The following is a 25,682-nucleotide window of genomic DNA, read 5'->3' as shown; positions in this document are numbered from 1 at the left end:
CTCTACAGGTTGCCGAAATGGACCAGCGCACGCCGCAGCGCGGGGTGCGATTCGGCGTAGGTGCCCAGGCCGATGCCGGCCACGGCCGCCTCCCAGCCTTCGCGCATGCTGGCCATGCCCGCGGCGATGCCATCGGGGTGGCCGATGATTCCCCCGCCGGCCAGGTGCATCAGGTCGACCGCACCGAGCGCGGCATACAGGTCGGGCGCCAGGCCCGCCCATTGACCCGACGAGAACACCGGCATCAGCGGCCGCAGCCCGGCCCAGGGCGACAGGCAGGCGCGCGCCGAGGCGACGACCGACTCGTCAGACTCCCAGAACTTGCTGCGGATGCCGTTGACGTGGAGGTGATCCACGCCGGCCAGACGCCACAGCTTCTGGTAGGCCTGGAACGAGAAGCCGAGCCCGGCATGGCGCGTGAATGCACCCCAGCCGTTGCGGTGCCCGTGGATCGGCAGCTGCGCGTGGCGCCGCAGGTGCTCGACGCCCGCGAATCCGACCCAGTTGACGCTCACCATCACGCAGGTGCCGCCCGCGGCCAGCACCGCGTCGTGGCGGCGCAGCATCTCGTCGACGGAACCAGAGATGTTGATCGCGTACATCGGCATGCGGCCCAGGCGGTCGGCATGGCGCTGCAGCACCGGCATGACTGCGCGCAGGCGCTCGTCGAAGGGGGCGTAAGGCGGATCGGCGATCAGCTCGTCGTCCTTGATGAAGTCGATGCCGGCCGCGCAGAGGCTGTCGACCAGTTCCGCGGTCTGGCCCGGCGTGAGGCCAATGCTGGGCTTGATGATGGTGCCGATCAACGGCCTGTCGTGGACACCGGCCAGGCGCCGCGTACCCTCGATGCCGAAAGCCGGGCCCGGAAAGACCGCGGCATAGTCCTCGGGCAATTCGAGGTCCAGCAGCCGCAGGGCCGTGACTTCACCGAGCTCGAACAGGTTGCCGGCGATCGTGGCGAGCAGCGTCGGCAGGTTCGCGCCCACGTTCTCGATCGGGAAGGCGATCTCGATCTCCGCCCGGTGGAACACGCCGTTGTGGCCGTGGCGCTCGACGAACGCACTGGCCAGCGTCGGCTCCAGCGCGGGAGGCAGCACGTCGATGCGGGTCACCCGGGCGCGCGAACGCTCCTTGAGCTGCTCGGTCTCGCCGGGCAGCGCGAGGAAGGTGCCACTGGACTGCTCGCCCGCGATGACTTGCGCCACCTTGTCGGCGGGGACGGAGCTCTCGACCAGATAGCGGGCGCGGAACTCGGGACGAGGTGCGGATCGGGGCATGGCGTGTGAGCTTTCTTGCGCAGGGCCCGCGGCCGATGGGGCCTGCAGGATGCTTTCAACGGGTCGGATACTAAGGAGCCACGGCACGTTCGGGCAATCGATATGATTTCGGCTCCATGTCAGGAAAGCTCACATCGCATGCGGGTTAACCCGGACTGCGGCACCCACCCCGGAGGGCTGCCATGCCTGCGCCGCGCCTGTCGCTGAATGCGCTGCGCGCGTTCGAAGCGACCGCGCGCTTGCGCAGCTTCAGCGCGGCGGCGGACGAGCTCTCCGTCACGCACGGCGCGGTCAGCCGGCACATCAAGGCACTCGAGGACGGGATCGGCCTGCCGCTGCTGCGCCGTGGCGCCAACGGCGCCGTGCCCACGCCAGAGGGACAGCGCCTCGCCGACGCGCTGTCGCGCGCGTTTGCAGTGATCCAGGTCAGCATCGAGGAGTTGCGTCCAGGCCCGCTGACCCTCTCGTGCTCCGAGTCGATCATGATGTACTGGCTGCTGCCGCGACTCGCGCGCTTCCAGGACGACAACCCCGACGTGGAACTTCGCTTCAACACGGGCGCTGGCGCGGTGGACTTCGTGCGCGACAACGTCGGCGTGGCGATCCGCCTCTCCACGATCGAGCCGCCGAAGGACGCCATTCGCGCTGACATCGTCACGGAGTGGATCGGTCCGGTGTGCGCGCCGCAGTACCAGCGCAGTGTGCGCGTCGCCTCGGTCGATGACCTGCCGCGCGCGCGCCTGATGACCACGCGCACGCGCCTGCACGCCTGGGACGACTGGCGCCACCACTGCGGCGCGCCGCTCGGCGAGCTGCGCATCGACGAATCGTTTGCGCACTTCTACCTGCTGATCCAGGCTGCGAAATGCGGTCTCGGGTTGGCCAACGTGCCGCGCATGCTGGTGCTGGATGACCTCAACAACGGCACTCTCGTCGCGCCCCTGGGCTTCGTGCCCGGGCCCAACAAGCTCTCCGTGTGGCTCGCCCCCCACCTCGCCCGGCGCCCGGACGCGACGCGGCTGGTGGACTGGCTGGCGGAGGAACTGCGCGTCAGCGAAAACGGTGGCGCCGGCGCGGCGGCAGCCGCCGGGTTGCGGCGGCCGCGCTAACGAGCCTCGCGCGAATCGATTCGACTGCTGAATCCCGTCGCACGTACCATGGCCACATGCCGGACTCGATCCCACCAGTGCAATTGGCCCATCCAGTCGTGCTGAACAAGCTCGGGGCCGAAGGTACGGTTTGGACGGTGGGCCATTCGACGCACTCCTTTGCCGAGTTCCTCGACATCCTGCAGGCGCACGCGATCGAGACCGTGGCCGACGTCAGGCGTTTCCCGGGTTCCCGGCGCAACCCACAGTTCGGGGCTGAACCCCTCGGCACATCCCTGGCCGCCCACCGCATCGACTACCACTGGTTCTCCGAGCTGGGTGGCCGAAGGCGCCCGGATCTTCTGGAGGTCGAAGGCTCCGCATGGCGGCATCCCTCGTTCCGGGCCTACGCCCAGCATCTGAAGTCGGAGGAGTTCGCCCAAGGACTGGCTTCGTTGCTACACGTGGCCAAAGCATCGCGCACCGCCATCATGTGCTCGGAGCTTCTCTGGTGGCGCTGCCACCGCAGGCTGATTGCCGATGTGATGGTGTTCTGCGGCTGGCAGGTGATCCACATCCTGGGAGCGACGGAGCACAACGAACACCGCCTTGCCGCGCCCGTGAGCGTCAGTCCTGAAGGGTTGTCCTACATCGCACCTGATGACGTCAAGTCCGTGGACTGCTGCTGAAGATGCATCGGCGACTGCGCCTGGCCGATTCTGTGAAGAACTCTGGAAGTCACGACGCGGCGCACCCCGCCATGAAGATCCACCGAATGAGGCAAAAGGTCACTTGGGCCTCGAGCGCCGCCAATGTCCAGGTGACAGGCCAGTGTGGCGCTTCATCGCCGTGGACATGTGGCTTTGACTCGAAAAACCGGTGGCGGCCGCAATATCGACCAGTGGCCGACTTGTCTTTTCAAGCAGTTGCCGGGCCGCGGCGATCCGTTGATCCATCACGAACTGGTAAGGCGTCATGCCGAGGCTGTTCTTGAACAGTCGAAGAAAGTGGAATCGGCTGGCACCGGCCGCTGCCGCGAGTTCGTCGAGGCTCAAGTTCTCGTGGAGTCGCCGCTGCACCAACTCGAGCACCTGCCGCTTTTGTATCGCTGTAAGGACGCCACGCTCACGTGTCGGTGTACGCCCTCCCGAAGCATGCTGGGCACATAGGTAGGCGGCCAAGCTGATGCTGAGCGACGTCGCATAGAGAGCGCCGTGCGGGCTACCCTCGCGGACCTCGTTGGCGATCAGCCGCATCAGCGATGCGAGTTGATGGTCGCTCAGTGTCAGGTTCTGTCGCAGCGTGCGACGGGATGTCAGCATCTGCTCCAGATCGCCCGCTTGATGGAGATCTGCAAAGTCGAGTTCGACGACGAAGCGTTCGGCCCCGGGCTCGCACTGCCAGCGCGTCCAGCTGACATCAAACTTGGGGGCAAACAATCCAACGGAGTTCGGCCCTGGACTGAAGTCGCACTCTTCGCCACGACTCCTGATTTGGCCGCGCGTGCGCCCCTTCAGGATCATGGCCAAGGCCGCATGTTCTCCGTGGTGCTTCCCCATCTCTACGGAAATCGCTTGGGACATGCCAACCCGGAATCCGGCCCAGGCTGCCAACTGCGGCTCGCGCAACAACGACGGCTCTCGAGGCACCGCCGGATCTGTGGTGAATGACATCGCCCTCAAGGAGGTGGGCAAGATTGGCTGCGATAGATCCTGGCCGCTCATCTTCTCGTCCTGGTGGCTGCGACAGTGGGTCCGAAGTCTAAGGGGATTCCCTGCGCAAGGATATGAAATCCGAGCAAGGGTTTGAAATACGAACCGGCATCCTTTCGCATACCGTCCCATACGTTGCCTTCAGCGGCAATCCAATGACACGTATACACCGGAGGAGACTGATGAGACGGATTTCCCTTAAGGCTCGGCGCACAGCAGGATGTGTCGCGCTTCTTCTTGCCATGCAAGGATTGGCCTCTTGCGGCGGCGGAGGCGGCGGTACGGGCTTCATCGGCCCGGTCACGACGGCGACGACGGCCGGCACGACGCCAGCAGCACCCACTGCCCAGGACGCTTGTGCTGGCATCTCGGGCATGAGCATCCCGGCTTCGATGATCGGCAAGCCGACCTCCGGCGCTATCGTTCAGTCCGCCACCTTCGTCGCCGCGGATGCGAAAGACAATACCAATGGCGAGTACTGCGCGGTGACCGGCATCATCGTGCCTGCCACGGCAGGCGCACCCACCATGGAGTTCCAGGTCAACTTGCCGACTCAATGGAATGAGCGTGCGCTGCATATGGGAGGCGGGGGCTACGACGGGACGCTCGTCACCGGCCTCGGCCCCTACGTTTCCCAGCCGAATGGCACTCCCAACGCGCTGAAGCAGGGCTACGTGACCTTGGGCGGCGATGGCGGACACAAGGGCGCCGTGTTCGACGGCACGTTCGCGCTCAATGACGAGGCGCTCCTCAACTACGGGCAACTGTCCGTCAAGAAGGTGCACGATGTCGCCATGGCGATCATCCAGAAGCGGTATGGTGCCAAGCCTCGCCGCTTCTATTTCATCGGCGGGTCGCAAGGCGGTCATGAAGGGCTCGACGCGGCAGCACGTTACGCAGCCGACTACGACGGCGTCATTGCGAACTACCCCGCCTACAACCTTTCTTTGCTTCAGCAGGCATCGCTTTACGTAGGCAGGGCGCTGTACGACAACGGCGGGGCAGGCTGGATCAATGACAACAAGCGCAAGCTGCTGGTGAACGCCGTGTATGCCGCCTGCGATTCGCTGGACGGCCTCAGCGATGGAATCATTGGCAACATTCAGGCCTGCAACGCAGCCTTCAATATCAACACCGTCAAAGCAACCCTGCGGTGCCCCGGCGGGGCAGACGCCGGTGACAGCTGTCTCTCCGATGCGCAGATCAACGCCATCGACAAGATCAGCTCGCCGTATGACCTAGGCTTCCCAATTGCGGGCCAGCAGGTGTTTGCGCGCTGGCCGCTGCTCGAGGGCGGAGACTTCTCGTTCTTCGGCGCAGGCAGCGCACTGGGATTCGCACCCGTACCAACCAGCGCCGCGACCCCGCCGGCGGACGCGCTGCTCTACACGATCGGCGCTGCGCATGCGAGGTATTTCGTGGCAAAGGACCCATTGCTGAACCCGCTGACCTACGATCCGGCGAACTACAAGGCGCGGCTGCAGGAACTGGGTGGCATCACGGAAGTGACGCAGCAGAGCCTCGAAGCGTTTCGCGCCAAGGGTGGCAAGCTGATCCTCACGCACGGCACGACCGATGGCCTGATCAGCCCGCACAACACGGAGGACTACTACAACCTGCAGGTCACGCAGTTCGGTCAGCCGGCGGTCGACAGTTTCATCCGCTTCTTCATGATTCCCGGGTTCGATCATGGCTCGGGCCGCTACAACCTGGGCTATGACGGGCTCGCCGTTCTGAGCAATTGGGTCGAGAACGGGCAAGCGCCCGACACGATTGCCTCGGTCGACAACAACGCGGCAGACCCTGCTGCCGCGCGCTCGCGTCCCATGTGCCGCTGGCCCCTGTGGCCCCGCTTCACGGGCGCGGCGGGGACGGAGAGCAACGCCTCGAGCTATACATGCACGGCATCCTGAGAGGCTGGTGAGCCTGCCTGTCCGTCGGTTTTCTCGAATGGCAGATGGTTGCCTTGGGCAATCGTCTGCTGCGGCTGCGTGAGACTCATGCCGGAACGATGCGCATCGGCAGCTTGTCGAGGGTGCGCATCTGGTTGATCGGGCGGTAGGTCGCGGGCGCCGTCAGCTCCATGCCGACGACGCGGCGGGCGAGGGCGCCGATCAGCGCCTCCGACTCCTGCCGAGCCAGCATCTGGCCGATGCAGGCGTGGATGCCGCTGCCAAGTGCCAGGTGATTGCCGGCGAGGGCAGGGCGGTCCACGTCGAAGCGGTCTGCATCGGCGAAGTGGCGCGGGTCGCGGTTGGCGGCGCCCATGAAGACGCCGATCTTGGTGTCTGCATCCAGCCGCACGCCCGACAACTCGGTTGCGCCGCGCGTGGTGCGGTAGGTCACCTGGAACGGGGTCTCGTGGCGGATGCCTTCCTCGAAGGCGGCCTTCACCTTGGCCGGCTCGCTGCGCACGCGCTGCCACTGCGCCGGGTTTTTCGCCAGCTGGTGCAGCGTGAAGCCGATGCCGGCGATGGTCGAATCGGTGCCGCCGCCCACGAAGCTGCGCACCACGTTCGAGGCGATGCCCTCGTCGAGTTCGCCGGCATCCTCGGCGCGGAACAGCAGTTCGGCGATCGAGTCGGGCATCACGCCTTGGCGCGACACGCTTTCCTCGAACCAGGCCAGGTAGGGTTGGGCGGCCTCGATCGCGCGCTCATACAGCGCGTTTCGGGGGCCGCTCTGGTTGAAGCGCATCTCGCCGATGGCCAGCGTTTCGGTGCGTGGCAGGCGCACGCCGACGGCCGCAGGGAAGGCCTCGAGGATGAAGCGCTCGGCGCAATCTTGCACCCCGTCGAACTCGCGCTGCTCCAGCAGATGGTCCACGAGTGCCTCGGCCTTGCGATCGAAGCCTTCCTTCCATTTGCGGATCACCAGTGGCGAGAGCAGCCGCGTCACGACTGTGCGGATCTTGGTGTGGTCCGGCGGGTCGGCCTCCAGCAGCCGGCTGGGAATGCGGAAGTCACCCGGTTTGCGGATGTCCTGAATGCCAATGCCCCCGGCATTGGTGAAGCGCGCGTGGTCGGACAGCACCGTCTTGGCTTCGGCATGGCGGCCCACGGCATAGACGCCGTGTGCCTTGATGAATGCAACTGGCCCGGCCTCGCGCAGCGCCTCATGGAACGGATAGGGATCGCGCAGCACCTCGATCGAATAAGGATCGATGTCCAGCACGGGCGCATCACGAAGTGCGTTGGCTTCGGCGGCGGTAGTCATGCACAGGCTCCTTGCTTGGGGATGCGAGGAATTTAGGGTTTGGCCGTGCGAGCGTCTGTCCCCTTTCCCGGGGACGACCTTGTCGATATCCCAGCGAATGCGGCCAGCCTGTCACTCGGCACGGGGACAGACGTCTTCCCTGCCCCTTGATTTACTTGTGCCACCGAATCCAACCCACGACTCCAGGAGACAACATGCGCGCTTCCCTCCTTGCCCTGCTGGCCGGCACCGCCCTCGCGGCCGCCGTGCCGGCGCAGGCCCAGAAGAACTACGGTCCCGGCGCCAGCGACACCGAGATCAAGCTGGGCCAGACGGTCGCCTACAGCGGCCCCGGCTCCGCCTATTCGATGGTGGGCCGCATGTCGGTGGCCTACTTCAAGATGCTGAACGAGACGAAGGGCGGCATCAACGGGCGCAAGATCAACCTGCTGTCGGTGGACGACGCCTACAGCCCGCCGAAGACGGTGGAAGTGACGCGCAAGCTGGTCGAGTCCGACCAGGTGCTGGCCATGGTGAACTCCATGGGCACCGCGGCACAGACCTCCGTGCAGAAGTACCTGAACGCCAAGAAGGTGCCGCAGCTGCTCTTCTACGCGTCCAGTCCCGGCCTTCATGATTCCAAGGCCACGCCGTGGACGGTGCCGTTCTCCTTTGCCTACGACATCGAGGGATCCATCTACGGCAAGTACATGGTCGAGGCCAGGCCCGACGCGAAGATCGGCGTGCTGTACCAGAACGACGACGTGGGCAAGTCCTACATCCGCGGCTTCCGCAAGGCGCTGGGCGCCAAGCAAAGCAACATCGTGAAGGAGGTCAGCCAGGAGATGAGCGACCCGACCGTCGACTCGCAGATCCTGCAGCTGCAGGCCTCGGGCGCGGACACGCTGGTGGTGTTCACCTCCAACAAGGCACAGGCGCAGGCAATCAAGAAGGTGGCAGCCATCGGCTGGAAGCCTTTCTATATCGTGCCCTACGTGTCCAGCTCGATCACTGGCGTGCTGACGCCGGCCGGTCTGGACAACTCGGTGGGCCTGGTCTCCAGCTATTGGTTCAAGACGCCGTCGGATCCGACCTGGTCCGATGACAAGGCCATGCAGGACTACCTGGCCTTCTTCAAGAAGTACCTGCCCAACGACGATCCGGGTGACACCACTTCGGTCTACACCTACATGGGGGCGCAATTGACGGCGCTGGCGCTGGAGCGCTGCGGAGACAACCTGACGCGCGAGAACCTGCTGAAGCAGATCCAGGGCCTGAAGGACGTCGAGCTGGGGATGCTGCTGCCCGGCATGAAGATCAACTTCCGCCAGGACGACTATTACCCGATCCGCCAGGCGCGCCTCGCCAAGTTCGACGGCAAGTCTTGGAAGCCGATGACGGAACTGATCACGATCGATCGCTGATCGATGCCCCAGTGAAGAGGCCGCGTCAGCGGCCTCTTTGTCGTTCACAACGGGCGGGCCTCGAAGTTCAAGCAATAGCCTGCGCTTCGCGAAAGCCCTCCAGCACCGCGTCGTCGACTTCGCGCGGCGCCACGCAGTCGCCGATGCGGCGCACCGGCAGGCCGCGCGCCTTCAGCTGGTGATAGAGCGAGTCATCGCTGGTGCGCAGCATGGACAGCACGACGGTGTCGGCAGCCAGCGTCTCTGCGGGCCCACCCAGCGTGCTGCGCAGGATCGCGTTGCCCGCCTCGATGCGCTCGACCGATGTGGAGGCGCGCAGCACGACGCCCGCTTGCACCACCCGCGGCATGAGCCATGGCCAGTCCAGCGTGGCTTCGAGCTTGCGGCCGAGCAGGCCATCGGCAGTGACGACGGTCACCTCGCGGCCCGCGGCTGCCAGGAGCCGTGCCAGTCCCAGCGGCAGGTAGTCGCCGTTGTCGTCGACGATCAGGACGCGTTGGCCGCAGCCCGACGGGTTGTCGAGTGCGCGAAGCGCGTCGACCACGTGCGGCAGCTCCGCCCCCGGGATGGCATCGCGGTCGGTGCGGAACATGGAGAAGCCGCTGGTCTGCCAGCGCGCTCCCGTCGCCACGATCACTTCGTCGGCCGCCAACGCTGCCACCGCGTCAGCCGTGGCTTCCTTGTTCAGGACGACGTCGACGCCGCGCCGGCGCACCGAGGCCTCCAGGTCGTCGACCAGGAAGTTCCACGAGGCATAGTCCGGAAGCAGGCCGGCCTTGCGGATCTGGCCGCCGAGCTGGCCGCTGCGTTCCCACAGCGTGACCTTGTGTCCGCGCTCGGCCGCGGTGTCGGCGAACTTGAGCCCGCCGGGACCGCCGCCGATCACCAGCACCTTCTTCGCCGAGGCGGCGGGGCTGGCCATCGCCACGCCGAACCGCAGCTCCCGCCCGGCCGCCGGATTCACCGTGCAGCTCACGTTCTGCCCGAGCCTGCGCCAGCAGCCCTGGTTGGCACCGACGCAGCGGCGCGTTTCATCGAGGCGGCCTTCCCGTGCCTTCTTCACCATCTCGGGATCGGCGATGTGCGCACGCACGAGGCCGACCAAGTCCGACTGTCCGCATTGCACGATCTCGGCCGCCTTCTCGAGATCGCGCACCGAACCCTGGATCAACAGCGGGATGCGGCCGCCGAGCGCTTCGCGCACGCGCGCCGCATGGGCCGCGAGCGGCGCCGTCTCGCCGCTGGACTGCGGCGGCACCAGCTTGTGGTTGTGGTGGTAGTCGGTGTGCGACAGGCACACGTAGTCGAACAGCCGCGCCTGCTCCAGCAACTGGAGCACGCGAATAGTTTCATGAGGTGTGGTGCCGGCTTCGCCCAGGTACTCGTCCAGGCTGAGCTTGATGCCGATGACGAAGTCGCTGCCGCAGCGCTTTCGCACCGCCTTTCCGATCTCCAGCGCAAGCCGCGTGCGCCGCTCGGTGTCGCCGCCCCAGGCGTCGTTGCGCCGATTCCAGTAGGGCGACAGGAAGTTGCTCAGCAGGTAGCCGTGCGAGCCGTGGATCTCCACGCCATCGCCGCCACCCGCCTTCACGTTGGCGCAGGTGGCCGCGAAGCCTTCGATCACCTCGCGGATGTCATCTTCCTCCATCGGCTTGGGGCTGGCCCGATGCACCGGCGAAGGAATTTGCGAAGGCGCCATGACCGCGCCCCACAAGCCGATGTCGTCGGTGCGCCGCGTGCCGCTTGCGCCCATGTGCGTGACCTGCACGAACACCGGCACGCCCAGCTGCCTGCTCGGCGTCACGAACTTGTGGACCGCATCGGTCCAGGCCGGCTCCCACGGCGAGACGCCGGCGCGGGCGCTGGCCGGGTGCACGTGAAAGCCGTGCGTGACGATCAAGCCCACGCCGCCGCGTGCGCGCTCGGCCAGGTAGGCGCCGTACTCTGCCGGCGGCAGGCTCACCTGGTGCGCGGGCAGGTAGATCCGGTTGCGCGCCTGCAGGTGGCCAATGTCGATCGCGTTCCAGAGAACGTCGAGCTGCTGCATCTTCACGCCCGCGTCACGAGAAGCACATGCCGCCGTTGACGTCCAGGACGGCGCCCGTGGTGAAGCTGGCGCCGCGCGAAGCGAGGAAGGCGGCCGGCCAGCCGATCTCGTCCGGCTGGCCCAGGCGTTTCATCGGGTACTGGTCCACGGTGAAGGGCTGGTTGGCGGAGACCAGCAGCGGCGTGAGGATCGGTCCCGGGGCGACGCCGTTGACGACCACGCCGGAGGCCGCGGCCTGGCGCGCGAAGTAGCGCACCAGGGCCGACAGGCCGCCCTTCGATGCCGCGTAGGCGGGCTCCACCGCGAGGGTCGAGCCGGCATTGCGCGCGGCCATCGAGCTGGTAAGCACGATGCGGCCGCTGCCGCGCTTCATCATCGCGGGCAGCACAGCGCGCACCAGGTTGATCGGGCCCTTGACGTTGATGGCCATCGTGCGCTCGAAAAGCTGTTCCCACTCGTCGCCGCCGTCCAGCCAGTCGCCCTTGACGTAATAGCCGCTGGTGTCGATCAGCGCATCGATCGGGCCGATATCCTCGACCAGCGCGTTGACGTCCTTGCGCTTCGTGTTGTCCAGTGCGGCGGCGCGGGCTTTCAGCTCGCCGGCCAATTCGGTCGGCGCCTTCAGGTCGGCGATGAACAGCTCGGCGCCCAGGGCGGCGCAGACGCGCGCCGTGGCGCCACCGATGGCGCCGCCGGCACCGGTGATCAGGATGCGCTCGCCGCGCAGGTCGAACAGGTTTTTCATGGTGATTCCTTCGAGAGAGTTATTCGGGTTGGCTGTAGGCGCCGGCTTCCATCAGCGCGCGCGATCCCAGGTCGGCGCCATTCCAGCGCGTGAAGAAGCCGGCAGAGCTGCCGCCGTCCACGGTCATGACCGAGCCGGTGACGTAGCTGGCAGCGTCCGACAGCAGGAAGAGGGCGGGGCCCGCCTGCTCCTGCGGCCGGCAGAGTCGGCCGAGCGGGTTGCGGTCCACCATCGCGTACTGCAGATGGTCCGGCGGGATGTTGGCCTTCAACAGCGGCGTGTCGACCACGCCGGGCGCCACCGCGTTCACGCGCACGCCGAAGCGGCCCCATTCGATGGCCAGTGCGCGGGTCAGGCCGATCACGCCGTGCTTGGACGCGCTGTAGTGCGCGCGTCCCGCATGGCCGCCCAGGCCGTCGATCGAGGTGATGGTCACGATCGCGCCGCGCTTGCGTTCCACCATGCGCTTGCCCACCGCCTGCACCGAGCGGAACATGCCGGTGAGGTTGACGTCCAGGCAGCGGGTCCAGATCTCGTCGGGCATCACGTGGGCGGCCGAGGGCGGCGAGATGCCGGCGCAGGCCACCATGCCGTCGATGGCGCCGAGCGCCTGTTCGACACGGGCGACGCTCGCCTCGCACGCGGCGGGATCGCGCACGTCCAGCGTCTCGGCCACCGCCTTGGCTCCGAGGTCACGCAGCTCGATGGCAACCTGTTCGGCCCGTTCCGCGACTGCGTCGACGACTGCCACCTTCGCGCCGCCGCGCGCAGCTTCGAGACCGATCGCGCGGCCGATGCCGCTGCCGCCCCCCGTGATGAAGATCACGCGGCCCTGCAATTCGTAATCCATCACGCCACCTCTGCCAGTCGCTTCTGTTCGACCCGGGCGCGGCCCTGGGCGATGTGGCGCGCCGCGATGTAGCCGAAGGTCATGGCGGGTCCGATGCTGCTGCCGCCGCCGGGGTAGCGGCCGCGCATCATCGAGTTCATGTCCAGTCCGGCGGCGTAAAGACCGGGGATCGGCTGCCTCTGCGCGTTCAGCACCTGGGCGCGTCCGTTGGTATCAAGCCCGCCCACCGTGCTCAGGTCGCCCGGATAGAGCGCGACGGCGTAGTAGGGACCGACGCCCACCGGGGCGACGCCGGGATTCGGCTGATGCGTCTGGTCGCCACGGAATTTCGAGTGCGCGTCCACGCCCTTGCCGAATTCCGGGTCTTCGCCGCGTCGTGCCGCTTCGTTGAAGCGCTGCACCGTCGTTTCCAGCTGGAGCGCGTCGACGGCGATTTTCTGCGCCAGCTCCGCCAGCGTCGCCGCCTCCACCAGGTAGCCGGCATCGACGAAGGGCTGCGGGTTGAAGGGGTGCGGCCGCGCCAGGCCCAGGCCGTAGCGGCGGACGAAATCGCGGTTGGCGATCAGATGCACCTTGGTGAAGCCGCGCTCGTGCATGGTGCGCACGAAGGTCTGGTAGGACGTGCCCTCGTTGACGAAGCGACGGCCTTGCGGGTCCACCGCGATACAGCCCGGCATCGCGCGGTCGATGAAGATGTGCGGGTACTTGACGACGCTGCCGTCCGGTTTGCGCAGCAGCGACACCGGCGTCCAGATGCAGTCGCCCGCGTGCGCGAGGTCGTGCACCGCACCGGCTGTAAGGCCCAGGTGGATGCCGTCGCCGACGTTGCCTTCCGGCTGCAGCGAGTGATGGTGCTCGGCGAAAGGGATGTACCTGGCGCGCATCTTGTCGTTGGCGCCATAGCCGCCGGTTGCCAGCAGGACGCCGCGGCGCGCCTGGATGGCGATGCGGTGGAAATCGCGCTGCACCAGCACGCCGCGCACGGCGCCTTCCTCGACGATCAACTCCAGTGCGGGCGTGTTCTTCCACAGTGTGACGCCGGCGCGGATCGCCGAGTAGAACAAGCGCGCCGCCAGCGCATTGCCGTTCACCAGCCGGGTCCCGCGGCCGTGCCGCACCTTGTCGACAACGAAGCGGCGCATCACCTTGGCGGTGTGCCTGAAGCCGGCCCAGCTCTTCAGCGCATGGCGCATCGGGTGGATGTCGGCGCCTTCGACCTGCATGCTGCCGAACAGCATCAGCTGCGGCAGCGGCATGCGCAGGTCGGCCAGGCGTTCCCCGAGCAGGCGGCCGTCGAACTCCGGCGTCAGCAGGGAGCGGCAGCGCGCGGCGCCGGGCAGATCGCTTTCGTAATCGGGCAGGGGGAAGGGCTTGAAGCGCACATCCGAATGGCGCTCCATGAACGCGAGCATGGCAGCGGCGTTGTCCAGATAGCTGCTGACCAGGTCTTCGTCGAAGGCCTCCCCCAGCACGGCGCGCAGGTAGGTTTCGGCCGCGGCGCGGCTGTCGTCCAGGCCGATCTGCTTCATCACGTGATTGCAGGGGATCCAGGGGGCACCGCCGGAATAGGCCGTGGTGCCGCCGAACAGCCCGGTCTTTTCCACCACCAGCACTTCGAGTCCAAGCTGGCGTGCGGTGATGGCGGCCGTGAGGCCGGCGGCGCCGCTGCCGATGACCACGACGTCGGTTTCGATCATGGGAATGCCTTTTCGGGTGAGTGCTGCGCCGAATGTGACAGCGGCTTCCCGGGGCGTCTGTCCCCATGGCAAGGGACAACGCAGCGCAGTACCACCGGCAGGGGACAGACGCCTTCCTTCCCGGCACGAATACTCCTCCCATGTCTTCCACCTCCCATGCCCTGCTGCGCGTGAGCGACCTTTCAGTGCGCTTCGGCGGCATCGTCGCGCTCGACGGCATTTCGTTCGACGTGCGCCGCGGCGAGATCTGCGGCGTGATCGGACCCAACGGCGCCGGCAAGACGACCCTCTTCAACTGCCTGAGCCGTCTGTACACGCCCGCGGCCGGCACCATCACCTTCGACGGCGCCGACCTGTTGGCGAAACCGCAGCATGCGATCGCCGCCGCCGGCATCGGCCGGACCTTCCAGAACGTGGCGCTGTTCCCGGCCATGACGGTGCGCGAGAACGTGATGGTCGGTCGCCATTGCCGCACCGGCACCGGCTACCTGGCCAACGCGTTCCGCCTGTCTGCGGTGCGGCGCGAGGAGGCCGAGGTGCGCCAGTGCACCGACCGCCTGCTGACCCTGCTGAACCTCGACGACATGGCCGAGACGCCGGTCAAGTACCTGTCCTTCGGTACCCGCAAGCGTGTCGAGATGGCGCGGGCGCTGGTGGCCGAACCGAAGCTGCTGCTGCTGGACGAGCCGGCCGCGGGCCTGAACCATGAAGAGGTGGATGCCTTGCGCCAACTGATCGTGGACGTGCGCGATCTTTTCCAGGTCACGGTGCTGCTCGTGGAGCATCACCTCAATCTGGTGATGCGCGTGTCCGACCAGGTGGTGGCGATGAACTTCGGCCGCAAGATCGCCGACGGCCCGCCCGCGCAAGTGCAGGCGGACCCGGAGGTGGTGCGTGCCTATCTCGGAACGGAGACCGCCTGATGGCCGCCCTGCTGGAAGCGAAGAACGTCGAGGCCTTCTACGGCCCCACCCGCGTGCTCAAGGGCATCAGCTTCGAGGTGGCCGAAGGCGGCGTCACCACCATCCTCGGCGCGAACGGCGCGGGCAAGACCAGCACGCTGCGCGCACTCAGCGGCCTGGTGCGGCGCACCGGCGAGATCCGCTTCGCGGGCCAGCGCATCGATGGCTACACCACTGAGAAGACCGCCGCGCTCGGCATCGCCCATGTGCCCGACGGCCGCGGCACGCTGGTCAACATGACGGTGGAGGAGAACCTGCGCGTCGGCGCGTACCTGCGTCGCAGCAAGCGGGAGGTCGAAGAGGGCATGGAACATATGTTCAGCTACTTCCCGCGCCTGCGCGAGCGCCGCCAGCAGCAAGCCGGCACGCTCTCCGGCGGCGAGCAGCAGATGCTGGCGATCAGCCGGGCCCTGATGCAGCGCCCCAGACTGTTGCTGATGGACGAGCCCTCGTTCGGCCTGGCGCCGCTGGTCATCCGCGAGATCTTCGACATCATGCGCGTCATCAACAAGCAGGAGGGCGTGAGCATCCTGCTGGTGGAGCAGAACGTCGCCCGCGCGCTCGATCTGGCCGACCACGCGTGGCTGCTGGAGACCGGGAGCACCGTGATCTCCGGCACAGCCGGGGAGCTGCGCGACAACCAGCAGATCCGCCGCTCCTACCTCGGTTTCTGACTCGCAAGGACGCACGCATGTACAGCCTGCTGCAACAGCTCGCCTCGGGCATCGCCATGGGCGGCATCTATGCCTGCCTGGGGCTGGCGCTGGTGATGATCTACCAGTCCACCCACCACATCAATTTCGCGCAGGGCGAAATGGCGATGTTCTCCACCTTCATCGCCTTCCTGCTGCTCAAGTGGGGCCTGCCTTACTGGGCTGCCGCGCTCGCTACGATGGCCTTCGGCTTCGTGGCCGGCTTCGCCATCGAACGCCTGGTGCTGCGGCCGCTGGGCGACGTGCCGGAGCTGTCGGTGATCGTGGTCTTCATCGGCCTGTTCGTCGGCATCAATTCGCTGGCCGGCTGGATCTTCGGTCACCAGCTGGAACCCTTCCCCAGTCCGTTCCCGGACAAGGTGCCGGGCGGCACGACGCTGATCTCCGGCCACGAGCTGGGGACCGTCGTCGTGGTCCTCCTGGTCATGGGAATCCTCTACGCCTTCCTTCGCTTCACCAAGGTGGGCCTTGCGATGCGCGCCTCGGCCGAGAACCCGGTGTCCTCGCGCCTGGCAGGCATCCCGGTGTCGCTGATGCTCTCGCTCGGCTGGGGGCTGTCGGCCCTCATCGGCGCAGTCGCGGGGCTGATGGTGGCGCCGGTGGTCTTCCTCGAGCCCAACATGATGGGGGGCGTGCTGATCTACGCCTTCGCGGCGGCCCTGCTGGGCGGCATCGACAACCCCTGGGGCGCCGTGGCGGGCGGCCTGATCGTCGGCGTGATCGAGAACCTCGCGGGCACCTACGTGGTCGGCACCGAGCTCAAGCTCTCGCTGGCCTTGGTATTGATCGTCGGCGTGCTGCTGATCCGGCCCTCCGGCATCTTCGGCCGCAAGCTGGTGGCGAGGGTCTGAGCATGTCGACACTGCCCGTTTCCTCCAGCCAGCCCTCCCGCTCGGCCGCGCCGCCCGCCGTTGCCGAGGGATGGTCGTGGCGTCCGGTCGCCGTCGGCGCCCTGGTGCTTGCCGCGCTGGCCGTGCCGTTCGTGCTGTCCGACTACCGAATCTTCCTCGCGACCATGACGCTGATCTCGGCGATCGCGGTGCTGGGGCTGAACATGCTGGTGGGCTACAACGGACAGCTGTCGCTGGGCCACGGCGCGCTCTACGCGCTGGGCGCCTATGTGACGGCAGTGCTGATGGAGCACGGCGGCTTCGCCTGGTGGGCGACGCTGCCGGTGTCGGCCGTCGTCTGCTTCGCCTTCGGCTTCCTGTTCGGCTGGCCGGCGCTGCGGCTCAAGGGCCACTACCTGGCGCTTGCCACCTTCGCGCTCGCGCTGGCCACGCCGCAGTTGCTCAAGCACAAGGCGCTGGAGCCATGGACCGGCGGCGTGCAGGGCATCACCCTGCTGAAGCCGGAGGCACCCTTCGGGCTCGGGCTGTCGGCCGACCAGTGGCTCTACCTGGTGGTACTGACGATGGCGGCCTTGCTGTTCCTGTGCGCCCGGAACATGCTGCGCGGCCGGCTGGGCCGGGCCACCATCGCCATCCGCGAGCAGCCGATCGCCGCCTCCGCGATGGGCATCAACGTGCCCTACATCAAGGCCATGACCTTCGGCATCAGTGCGCTCTACACCGGCGTGGCCGGCTCGCTGGGCGCGATCGCGACCGCCTTCGTCGCGCCGGACAGCTTCGGCATGTTCGTCTCGATCTTCTTCCTGGTCGGTGCCGTGGTCGGCGGTCTCGGCACGATCTCGGGCGCGCTGGTGGGAGCCGCCTTCATCCAGTTCATTCCCAACGTCGCCGACCAGATCTCCAAGTCTGCGCCCTCGGCCATCTTTGCCGCCTTCCTGATCCTTTGCATGTTCCTGATGCCGCAGGGCTTCGTCGGCCTGTTGCGCGCCGGCCTGCGCCGCCTGCGCACCCGTGGCCAACGTGGCCAACGTCCCCGGCGAGGGGACTGACGGCGGCCCCCGCCTCAACGAAAGTCACCACCATGCCCCGCGTCATCTACATCCATCCCAACGGCGAGCGCGACGAAGTCGAGGTCGCCAACGGCCAGAGCCTGATGCTGGCCGCCACGGCCAATGACTTGAACGGCATCGTCGGCGATTGCGGCGGCGTGATGAGCTGCGCCACCTGCCACGTGATCGTGGACGACGCATTCGCCGCGCTGTTGCCGCCGCCGGTCGATACCGAGCACCAGATGCTGGACTACACCGCCGCACCGCGCGAAGCGGGCAGCCGGCTGTCCTGCCAGATCGTCATGACCGACGCGCTCGACGGCATCGCCGTGCGCATCGCCGATCCACAACTGTAAGAACCGAACCTAACCGGAGATTGCTCTCATGCAAACCACTGCCCCCCATCCCGGCGCCAAGCCCAAGGTTGCACTGACCCCCAACCCCGGCCTCACGCCGATGATGCTGAACCACGCGGCCTGGGTGACGCCGGACGCCGCAGCCACCACGGATTTCTATACACGCATCATGGGGATGGAGCTGGCCAGCACGGTGCTGGACGACAGCGTGCCCTCCACTGGCGACGCGATTCCCTACTTTCACATCTTCTTCCGCATGGGCGACGGCTCCACGCTGGCCTTCTTCGAGGCCCCCGGCGTGCCGCCGCCCTCCAAGGCGAGCCATCCTGCCTACGACATCTTCAACCACATCGCGCTGGAGGCGAAGGACCGCGCCGAGGTGCTGAAGTGGCACGAGTGGCTCAAGTCGCAAGGCATCGACGTGATCGGGCCAACCGACCACAAGGGGCTGATCCTGTCGATCTACTTCCACGACCCTGCCGGCATCCGGCTGGAGATCACCACCCCGCTGGACAAGCAGTGGAACCGCCACACCGAGAAAGGCTACGCCGATCTGAAACTGTGGGAAGACTGCAAGGAGAAGGCCAAGGCCGAAGGGCGCGACGTGCCGCAGGCGCTGCTCGAGCTCATCAAGGACGTGCGCAAGCGCTACGCGAAAAAAGAGCCGGCATGAGACACCGGGCCGCTCCCAAGGCGAATACCGCAGTGCGTAGCACGGAGGCGATCCAGTGACCCCGATCGAACTGCGCCCGCTGTTCACGATCAAGGCCGAGGTCGACGCGCCCGCTCAGCTGGTGGGTGCCGTGCCGCACGGCTACACGCGCCGCGTGATGTGCGTCAGCGGCGGCCACTTCGAGGGCGATCGCCTGCGCGGCCGGGTGCTGCCGGGCGGGGCCGATGTGGTGCTGGAGCGGCCCGATGGCGGCCTGCATCTGGACGTGCGCCTGGTGCTCGAAACCAGTGCCGGCGAATTGATCTACATGACCTACAGCGGCCGCCGCAATGGGCCGACGCCGGAGATCATGAAGAAGATCGTCAACCGCGAGCCCATTGCGCGCGGCGCCGATTACTTCCGCGTCGCGGTGCAGTTCGAAGCGGCCGCGCCAGGGCTGCGGTGGCTGAACGACAAGATCGCCATCGGCACCGGCACGCGCGAGCCCAACGGGCCCGTGTACGACATCTGGGAAGTGGCATGAAGCGCTTTGCCGGCCGTCCGGCCATCGTCACCGCCGCGGCCTCGGGCATCGGCCGCGCCATCGCGCTGCGGCTGCACGAGGAGGGCGCGCAGGTGCTGGCGGTCGACATCAACGACGAGGGCCTGGCCGCGCTGCCGCGTTCGGAAACGCTGCGCACCTTCGTCGCCGACGTGACCGCCGAGGGGGCGCCGCAAGCGATCGTCGACGAGTGCCTGCGCCACTTCGGCGCCATCCGCGTGCTGGTCAACAACGCCGGGCTGGGCAACTGCCCGCCCTTCCACGAGACCACCGACGCCGACTACCAGAAGTTCGCCGACATCAACCAGAAGGCGACCTTCCTGATCACCCGCGCCGCCCTGCAGGCGCTGATCGAATCCAGAGGGGTGGTGTTGAACATCGCCTCCACGCTTGGGCTGGTCGGGTACCGACGGCAGGCCGTGTATTCGATGGCCAAGGCCGGCGTGATCGGCCTGACCCGCAACCTGGCCGCCGACTACGCCGACCAGGGCATCCGCGTCAATGCCATCGCGCCCGGCATCATCGCGACGCCGCAGACCGCGGGCCGACTGAACACGGCGCGCTTCCACGCCACGATCGTCGGCACCACGCCGATGGGCCGGCCCGGCAGGCCCGAAGAGATCGCCGGCGCTGCCGCGTTCCTGTGCAGCGACGACGCCGGCTTCGTCACCGGCCAGGTGCTGGCCGTGGATGGCGGCCAGACCTCCAGCGCCTACATCAGCGACGCGCTGGTGCAGTGCTGGGTGGACGCGCATCCTGACCACTGAACTCCAGGAGACTTTCATGCGCATCGCACTCGTCACCGGCGCCGCGGGCGGGCTGGGGCTGTCCAGCGCCCGCAGGCTCGCCGAAGACGGCCTGACCCTTGCCGTGGCAGATCTGCACGCGGAAGCCGCCGAACGGGCCGCCGCGACGCTGCCTGGCAAGGGCCACATCGGCGTGGCCTGCAACGTGGCCGACGAAGGGAGCGTTCGCGCAGCCTTCGATGCGGTGGAACAGAAGCTGGGCCGCATCGGTGTGCTGGCGTGCTTTGCCGGCATCCTCAGCGCCCATCCGGTGCCAGGCCGCTTGCCCACCGTGGACATCACGCTGGAGGAGTGGAACGCGGTGATGCGCGTCAACGCCGGCGGCACCTTCCTGTGCGTGCGCGAGATGCTGCGCCGCTCGGCCGGGAGAACCATCGAACACGGCCGCATCGTCACCGTCGCCTCGCTGGCCGGGCAGATGGGCGGCATGCAGAGCGGCTCGGCGTACAGCGCATCCAAGGGCGCGGTACTGGCCTTGTCGAAGGTCGCGGCGCGCGAAGCCGCGGCCATGGGCATCACGGTCAACACGGTCGCGCCCGGACCGATCGACACGCCGATGCTGCACCAGACGGTGCCCCCCGGCAGCGGCGACGGGAAATACCTGGGTACGGCCGCGGTGCCGCTCGGGCGCATCGGGCTGCCGGAGGAGATCGCTGCCGCGGTGTCCTACCTGGTGTCGCCCGGCGCCGCCTTCGTGACCGGCGCCACCCTCGATGTCAACGGCGGCATGCTGATGCGCTGACAGGAGCACCACAAATGAATACGACTGCAGTCTGTCCCTTCCAGTCCGCCACCAAGGATTTCAAGCCGTACTACAGCCCGGAGCTGCACGCTGCCTTCGAAGTGCAGCGGCGCACGGAGCCGGTGTTCTGGTGCGAGGAGATCGGCTACTGGGTGCTGACCAAGCACAGCGACGTCTACACGGTGCTGCACGACGGCGTGCGCTTCTCGTCGGAGAACACCACGCGGCCGGTCACGCCCATGTGTCCGGAGGCGATGGCGATCCTGAAGGAAGAGGGCTATGCCTCGACCGCCAGCCACTCGACCCTGTACGGCGACGTGCACAAGCGCACCCGTGCCGTCACCAGCCAGAAGCTGAACCTGCGCGAATTCGTCAAGCTGGAGTCGCACATTCGCCGCCTGGTGGCCGAAGCGATCGAGCGCATCGAAGGCAAGGACGAGGTCGACCTGCTGGCCGAGGTCAACTACGAGCTGCCGGCCCATGTGGTGTTCAAGCTCATGGGCATCCCGGACGCGGACGTCCCCAACGTCAAGAAGTGGGCCGGCGCGCGCAGCGTGATCGACTTCAGCCCCGCGACCCACGAGCAGCAGTTGGAGGGCGCGCGCAACATGGCGGCGTTCTGGCAGTACTGCGCCGCGCTGGTGGCGGACCGGCAGAAGAACCCCGGCGATGACTTCACGAGCCAAATGCTGGCCATCCGCAATGGTGACGACAGCGTCATCAGCATTCCCGAGATCATCACCCACACCTTCGGCGTTGCCTTCGCCGGCCACGAGACCACGACCAACCAGCTGACCAACACCTTCCGCTCCTTGCTGGAGAACCGCAGCCAGTGGGAGGCGCTGTGCGCCGATCCGACATTGGCAGCCAACACGGTCGAGGAAGGCATGCGCTATGCCGGGGCGGTGATCGGCTGGCGCCGCGTTGCGCTGGAAGAGGTGGAGTTCCGCGGCGTCAAGATTCCGAAGGGCGCGCCGATCATGCTGTCCTTCGCTTCGGCCAATCGCGACGAGGAAGTGTTCCCGGAACCGCACAGCTTCGACATCCGGCGTGCCAATGCGCGCAAGCAGCTGACCTTCGGCAACGGCGTGCACTTTTGCCTGGGCGCACCGTTGGCGCGGCTGGAGATGAAGATCGTCTTCGAGGAGTTCGCCAAGCGCTTCCCGAAGATGCGGCTGGTGCAGCCGGACACGGCGCAACACCTGCACACCTTCGTGTTCCGCGCGCCGGATGCGCTGCGGGTGACGCTGCAATGAGCGCGGGCGTGTTCGACAGCAAGGTGGCAGTGGTTACCGGAGGTGCCAGCGGCGTCGGCCTGGCCTTGACGCGACAACTGCTGGATGCAGGTGCCAAGGTGGCGGTTGTGGACCGCGATGCCCCGTCGCTGGACCGGGCGCTGGACGGGCTGGACCGCAGTCGCGTGCTGGCGCTGCAGGCCGACGTGGCGCTGGAGGCTGACGTGCAGCGCTGTGCCGATGCCACAGTGGAGAAGTGGGGCCGCATCGACCTCTTCCACAACAACGCCGCCATCGTCGGCCCGCAGTCCTCGCTGCTGGACTTCCGCATGGCCGACTTCGATCGGATCTTTGCGGTCAACGTGCGCGGCATGCTGCTGGGGATGCAAGCGGTGGGCAAGGTGATGCGGGCGCAGGGCGGCGGCTCGATCGTCAACACCTCATCGGTGTCGGGCCAGCGCAGCAGCCGGGCCGAGGCCGGGCTGGGGGTCTACGGCGCGTCGAAGGCGGCCGTGATCCGCATGACGCAGCAGGCGGCACTCGAATTCGCGCCGCACGATATCCGCATCAACGTGATCTGCCCCGGGGCCGATCGACACGCCTCTGCTGCGCAGCACCTTTCGCGTGGATGGGCGAACCGAAGAGCAGGTGGAAGTGGCGCTGAAACAGCACTTCCTGAACCAGCCGCTGCGACGGGCCGCAACGGCGCAGGAGGTGGCGAACCTGGTGTTCTGGTTGTTGGGGCCGCAGGCGAGTTTCATCACGGGTGGGGTCTACAACGTCGATGGCGGCCTGACCGCCTGACGCTCGAAGGCCTCATTGGACGGCGATGAAATTGCCGTCCTTCACCTGCAGCAGGACGCCACCATAGCTCGGGTTGCGCCCGGCATCCACGCTCCACATGCCATTGCCCAGCACCATCGGCACCTGGTTCAGCTTCGCCAACTCGTCACGGATCTTCGTCCGGTCCGGCGCGGGGCCCGCGTTCTTCACCGCTTGCACCGCCACTTGGCCGAGTGCATAGCCCATGCCCGCCCAGTTGTCGGGCACGGCCTTGTACTTGGCCTGGTAAGCCTTGACGAAAGCCTGGTTCATCGGCGCCGGACTGTTGGGCGAGTAGTCGGAGACGACGTAGGTCCCTTCCACCGCCTTGCCGCCGGCCTTGATGAAGCCGAGGGAGCCCAGCGTGGAGGGACCGATGAACTTGACCTTGGAGTCCAGGCCGGCCTGGCGGATCTGCAAGATCAGGTTCGCCGTCACCTCGGCCGGTGCGGCGATGAAGATGGCGTCGGCCGGCGTGGTGGCCATCTTGGTGGCCAGCGCCAGGAAGTTGGATTCGGAAGAAACGAACTTCTCGTCGGCAACGATCTTCACACCCGCCTTGGTCAGGTAGTCGGCCAGGGCGGTCTTCTGACCGACGTAGCCATCGTTGCTCTGATCGTGCAGCAGGATGATGCGACTGACACCCAGCTTCTCCACGGCCAGCTTGCCCAGGAAACCCATGATGTCCACCGGCGTGGCCTGGATCTTGAAGGCCCACGGCCCGGTGGCGAGGATTCCGGGCGAACTGCCGATGGCCAGGATGGGAACCTTCAGATCGTTGGCGACGGGCGCGCCGGCCAGCGCTTCACCGCTGATGGTGGGGCCCAGGATCAGCATCACGTTGTCGCGCTTGACGAACTGGTTGACCAGGTTGATGGTCTGGCCCTTGTCGCCGGCCGTGTCGCCTTCGAACACCTTGAACTTGTTGCCGCCGGGCAGGCCCTGTGCATTGGCTTCTTCCAGCGCCTGCTTCATTCCGTTCTGGATCGGCACGCCGCCGAAGGCGTAGGTGCCGGTCATGGCGTTGAACACGCCGACGGGGATGTCCTTGCCCTGCCCGAAGGCCAGGCCGCCGGTGGCGAGAAGAAGCGCGCCGGTCACGGCCGCTCTGCGTTGCATGTGCATGGTTGTCTCCATTGGTACTCGAGAACTCATCGGCAGTGTGGATGGCCGCACCGGGTGCGTCTGTCCCCGTGTCAGGGGACGGCTCGTCCCTACGCGCCGACCAGCGTCAGGGGAAGCACGTCCAGCGTGCGCAGCGTGTTCACAGGCCGCCATTGCGCCGGGCCTGCGGGCTCGATGCGCCGGACGCGACGCAGCACTGCGCCGAGGATGCATTCGGCCTCAAGCCGGGCGATCATCTGCCCGATGCAGACGTGCGCACCCACGCCGAAGGCGCGGTGCACGCCGGTGGTCTGGCGCGTCACGTCGAAGCGGTCCGGGTCTTTCCATTGGCGCGGATCGCGGTTGGCGGCACCCATGTGGTAGCCGACCTTGGTATCGGCGCGCAGCCGCACCCCGCCCAGCTCCACCTCGCCGGTGGTGGTGCGGAACATCACCTGCGCCGGCGATTCCATCCGCAGCGCCTCTTCGAACGCGCCTTTGATGAGCGCCGGGTTCGCCTGCACCTTGGCCAACTGGTCCGGGTGCTCCGACAGCAGCTTCAGCGTCGAGCCGATGCCGGCAATCGTCGTGTCCACACCGGCACGGAAGAAGGTCCGGACATGGAGGGGTGCGGTGCCCTTGTCGAAGTCGCCGGCGTCTTCGGCCAGATAGATCTTCTCGCCGAAGCCGCCCGGCAGCATGTACTCGCGCTGCAGCACCTGCTGGTACCAGTCCATGATCGGCCCGGCGCGTTCCAGCGTGCGCGCCACGCGCTCGTTGTTCGGCCCGATCTGGTTGAAATTGAGCTCTCCCGTCAGCTTGATGCGTTCAGGCGGCACGTTGATGCCCAGCACCGAGGGAAAGACATCGAGCACGAAGGCTTCGGCGATGTCGGCCACCCCGTCGATGTTTCCCTTGGCCACCACCCGTTCGGCTACATCCTCGGCACGATGGGCGAACTTCTCCTTCCAGGTCTTGATGACCAGCGGAGACAGGATCTTCTGCAACGCGGCTCGCACCCGCGTGTGCTCCGGGGGGTCGAGCTCGGCGATCGGACTGCGCGTGCGCCAGGCGCCCGGCTTGCGGATGTCGCTCATGCCCACGCCACCCTCGGTGGTGAAGCGGGCGTAGTCGCTGGCGACGATCCCGGCCTCCTGGTGCCTGCCCACGGCGTAGTAGCCATGCGGCGCGATGAAGACCGCGGGCGCGAGCTCGCGCATGCGCTCGAAGAAGGGGTAGGGGTTCGCGATGTTTTCGTCGGAGAACGGGTCCTCGTCGAGGACCGGCGCGTCGGGTGCAAGGATGGCGCTCATGGCTTCAATCCCCGCTCGGCAGCACGCGAACCGTCATGTCGCTGATGCGCCAGCCCACATCGGTGCGGCGGAAGCGCACGTCGTACTTGCCGAACATGGCGATCTTGCCGGGGCCCTCGCGCCAGTCGGTGATCAGCGCTCGGGCGTGACCCATGGCGTCGTCGGCGTTGGCGCCCGGTACCACGTAGAAGTCGGTCATCTGGTGGTGCATGCGCTGCTTGAACTTCTTCTTCATCACTTCTTCCATCAGCACCTGCAGCTTGTCGCGGCCGCGGATGGTTTCAGGGGGCAGTCCGCTGCCGCCCTGTGCGGCCGGCGGCGAATTGGCGCGCGTCCAGCTCGCGTCCTCGGTGAACAGCTGGACGAAGTTGGGGTCGCCGGCGTCGGCCAGGTGACCGTAGCGGGCGAAGACCGAACGGATCTCGAGCTCGTCTTCGACGGGCAGGTGGGGGAAGCGCATCTTGGGTTCTCCAGGGAGTG

General features: G+C 67.0%; 25 protein-coding genes. 15 read left to right on the top strand and 10 right to left on the bottom strand.

Annotated features, from left to right (window positions below):
- Positions 1-2: 2 nt before the first annotated feature.
- Positions 3-1,277 carry a ribulose-bisphosphate carboxylase large subunit family protein gene (locus J2739_RS21550; protein ID WP_309905417.1) on the bottom strand — a complete coding sequence of 425 codons (1,275 nt, stop codon included), beginning with the start codon at positions 1,275-1,277 and terminating at the stop codon, positions 3-5.
- Positions 1,278-1,459: 182 nt separating this feature from the next.
- Here J2739_RS21550 and J2739_RS21545 point away from each other — a divergent pair, with 182 nt between their 5' ends.
- Both J2739_RS21545 and J2739_RS21540 read left to right on the top strand, forming a co-directional pair.
- The gene (locus J2739_RS21545) at positions 1,460-2,386 is read left to right on the top strand and encodes a LysR substrate-binding domain-containing protein (RefSeq protein ID WP_309905414.1); all 927 of its coding nucleotides are present in this window, start codon (positions 1,460-1,462) and stop codon (positions 2,384-2,386) included.
- Positions 2,387-2,484: 98 nt separating this feature from the next.
- On the top strand, positions 2,485-3,054 hold the full coding sequence (locus J2739_RS21540; RefSeq protein ID WP_309905412.1) for a DUF488 domain-containing protein: 570 nt from the start codon (positions 2,485-2,487) through the stop codon (positions 3,052-3,054).
- Positions 3,055-3,153: 99 nt separating this feature from the next.
- Here the strand turns inward: J2739_RS21540 and J2739_RS21535 are convergent, their stop codons facing one another.
- Positions 3,154-4,038: a helix-turn-helix domain-containing protein gene (locus J2739_RS21535; RefSeq protein ID WP_309905410.1), complete on the bottom strand. Its 885-nt coding sequence runs from the start codon at positions 4,036-4,038 to the stop codon at positions 3,154-3,156.
- A 221-nt stretch (positions 4,039-4,259) separates the two neighbouring features.
- On the opposite strand from J2739_RS21535, the gene J2739_RS21530 reads away from it, so the two are divergent.
- A complete protein-coding gene (locus tag J2739_RS21530) occupies positions 4,260-5,990 on the top strand; it encodes a tannase/feruloyl esterase family alpha/beta hydrolase (RefSeq protein WP_309905407.1) in 1,731 nt (576 codons plus the stop codon).
- 85 nt (positions 5,991-6,075) lie between these two features.
- On the opposite strand, the gene J2739_RS21525 is transcribed toward J2739_RS21530, so the two are convergent.
- The gene (locus J2739_RS21525; protein WP_309905405.1) at positions 6,076-7,293 is read right to left on the bottom strand and encodes a cytochrome P450; all 1,218 of its coding nucleotides are present in this window, start codon (positions 7,291-7,293) and stop codon (positions 6,076-6,078) included.
- 194 nt (positions 7,294-7,487) lie between these two features.
- Here J2739_RS21525 and J2739_RS21520 point away from each other — a divergent pair, with 194 nt between their 5' ends.
- Positions 7,488-8,696: an ABC transporter substrate-binding protein gene (locus J2739_RS21520; RefSeq protein ID WP_309905404.1), complete on the top strand. Its 1,209-nt coding sequence runs from the start codon at positions 7,488-7,490 to the stop codon at positions 8,694-8,696.
- 67 nt (positions 8,697-8,763) lie between these two features.
- Here the strand turns inward: J2739_RS21520 and J2739_RS21515 are convergent, their stop codons facing one another.
- Genes J2739_RS21515 through J2739_RS21500 form a run of 4 tightly spaced genes read right to left on the bottom strand, consistent with a single transcriptional unit; the run spans position 8,764 to position 14,035 of the window.
- Complete coding sequence (locus J2739_RS21515; protein WP_309905716.1) at positions 8,764-10,743, bottom strand: oxidoreductase; 1,980 nt, start codon at positions 10,741-10,743, stop codon at positions 8,764-8,766.
- Between the two features lie 13 nt (positions 10,744-10,756).
- Positions 10,757-11,488: an SDR family NAD(P)-dependent oxidoreductase gene (locus J2739_RS21510; protein WP_309905402.1), complete on the bottom strand. Its 732-nt coding sequence runs from the start codon at positions 11,486-11,488 to the stop codon at positions 10,757-10,759.
- 19 nt (positions 11,489-11,507) lie between these two features.
- On the bottom strand, positions 11,508-12,338 hold the full coding sequence (locus J2739_RS21505; protein ID WP_309905400.1) for an SDR family NAD(P)-dependent oxidoreductase: 831 nt from the start codon (positions 12,336-12,338) through the stop codon (positions 11,508-11,510).
- Positions 12,338-14,035, bottom strand: a complete 1,698-nt coding sequence (locus tag J2739_RS21500) for an FAD-dependent oxidoreductase (protein ID WP_309905398.1) — start codon at positions 14,033-14,035, stop codon at positions 12,338-12,340. The genes J2739_RS21505 and J2739_RS21500 overlap by 1 nt, the downstream gene beginning before the upstream one ends.
- 140 nt (positions 14,036-14,175) lie before the next feature.
- On the opposite strand from J2739_RS21500, the gene J2739_RS21495 reads away from it, so the two are divergent.
- The 11 genes from J2739_RS21495 to J2739_RS21445 are packed head-to-tail and all read left to right on the top strand — an operon-like array spanning position 14,176 to position 22,796.
- Positions 14,176-14,958 (top strand): ABC transporter ATP-binding protein, encoded by a 783-nt coding sequence (locus tag J2739_RS21495; RefSeq protein ID WP_309905396.1) that lies wholly within the window; start codon positions 14,176-14,178, stop codon positions 14,956-14,958.
- The gene (locus J2739_RS21490; protein ID WP_309905394.1) at positions 14,958-15,671 is read left to right on the top strand and encodes an ABC transporter ATP-binding protein; all 714 of its coding nucleotides are present in this window, start codon (positions 14,958-14,960) and stop codon (positions 15,669-15,671) included. The genes J2739_RS21495 and J2739_RS21490 overlap by 1 nt, the downstream gene beginning before the upstream one ends.
- Positions 15,672-15,688: 17 nt before the next feature.
- Entirely contained in the window at positions 15,689-16,561 is an 873-nt protein-coding gene (locus J2739_RS21485; RefSeq protein WP_309905392.1) for a branched-chain amino acid ABC transporter permease, read from the top strand.
- 2 nt (positions 16,562-16,563) lie between these two features.
- The gene (locus tag J2739_RS21480; protein WP_309905390.1) at positions 16,564-17,610 is read left to right on the top strand and encodes a branched-chain amino acid ABC transporter permease; all 1,047 of its coding nucleotides are present in this window, start codon (positions 16,564-16,566) and stop codon (positions 17,608-17,610) included.
- A 32-nt stretch (positions 17,611-17,642) separates the two neighbouring features.
- Positions 17,643-17,966, top strand: coding sequence for a 2Fe-2S iron-sulfur cluster-binding protein (locus J2739_RS21475; protein ID WP_309905388.1), 324 nt, complete (start codon positions 17,643-17,645; stop codon positions 17,964-17,966).
- A gap of 28 nt (positions 17,967-17,994) precedes the next feature.
- On the top strand, positions 17,995-18,639 hold the full coding sequence (locus J2739_RS21470; protein ID WP_309905386.1) for a VOC family protein: 645 nt from the start codon (positions 17,995-17,997) through the stop codon (positions 18,637-18,639).
- A 55-nt stretch (positions 18,640-18,694) separates the two neighbouring features.
- Positions 18,695-19,162, top strand: coding sequence for a DUF3237 domain-containing protein (locus J2739_RS21465; protein WP_309905384.1), 468 nt, complete (start codon positions 18,695-18,697; stop codon positions 19,160-19,162).
- On the top strand, positions 19,159-19,947 hold the full coding sequence (locus tag J2739_RS21460) for an SDR family NAD(P)-dependent oxidoreductase (RefSeq protein ID WP_309905383.1): 789 nt from the start codon (positions 19,159-19,161) through the stop codon (positions 19,945-19,947). Before J2739_RS21465 ends, J2739_RS21460 begins: the two co-directional genes overlap by 4 nt.
- Before the next feature lie 16 nt (positions 19,948-19,963).
- Entirely contained in the window at positions 19,964-20,728 is a 765-nt protein-coding gene (locus J2739_RS21455) for an SDR family NAD(P)-dependent oxidoreductase (RefSeq protein ID WP_309905381.1), read from the top strand.
- A 14-nt stretch (positions 20,729-20,742) separates the two neighbouring features.
- The gene (locus J2739_RS21450; RefSeq protein ID WP_309905379.1) at positions 20,743-21,984 is read left to right on the top strand and encodes a cytochrome P450; all 1,242 of its coding nucleotides are present in this window, start codon (positions 20,743-20,745) and stop codon (positions 21,982-21,984) included.
- Positions 21,985-21,992: 8 nt separating this feature from the next.
- Positions 21,993-22,796: an SDR family NAD(P)-dependent oxidoreductase gene (locus J2739_RS21445; RefSeq protein ID WP_309905377.1), complete on the top strand. Its 804-nt coding sequence runs from the start codon at positions 21,993-21,995 to the stop codon at positions 22,794-22,796.
- Here the strand turns inward: J2739_RS21445 and J2739_RS21440 are convergent.
- From J2739_RS21440 to J2739_RS21430, 3 genes are all read right to left on the bottom strand, one after another.
- The gene (locus J2739_RS21440; RefSeq protein WP_309905376.1) at positions 22,780-23,910 is read right to left on the bottom strand and encodes an ABC transporter substrate-binding protein; all 1,131 of its coding nucleotides are present in this window, start codon (positions 23,908-23,910) and stop codon (positions 22,780-22,782) included. The two genes, J2739_RS21445 and J2739_RS21440, sit on opposite strands and share 17 nt — an antisense overlap.
- Before the next feature lie 89 nt (positions 23,911-23,999).
- Positions 24,000-25,202: a cytochrome P450 gene (locus J2739_RS21435; RefSeq protein ID WP_309905374.1), complete on the bottom strand. Its 1,203-nt coding sequence runs from the start codon at positions 25,200-25,202 to the stop codon at positions 24,000-24,002.
- 4 nt (positions 25,203-25,206) lie between these two features.
- A complete protein-coding gene (locus J2739_RS21430) occupies positions 25,207-25,662 on the bottom strand; it encodes a nuclear transport factor 2 family protein (protein ID WP_309905372.1) in 456 nt (151 codons plus the stop codon).
- Positions 25,663-25,682: the final 20 nt, after the last annotated feature.

The sequence above is a fragment of the Variovorax soli genome, assembly GCF_031454625.1.
In the GTDB taxonomy this organism is placed as follows: Bacteria; Pseudomonadota; Gammaproteobacteria; order Burkholderiales; family Burkholderiaceae_C; genus Variovorax; species Variovorax soli_A.
The sequence above is the reverse complement of the archived record's forward strand: the minus strand, read 5'-3'. Positions and strand labels throughout refer to the sequence as shown.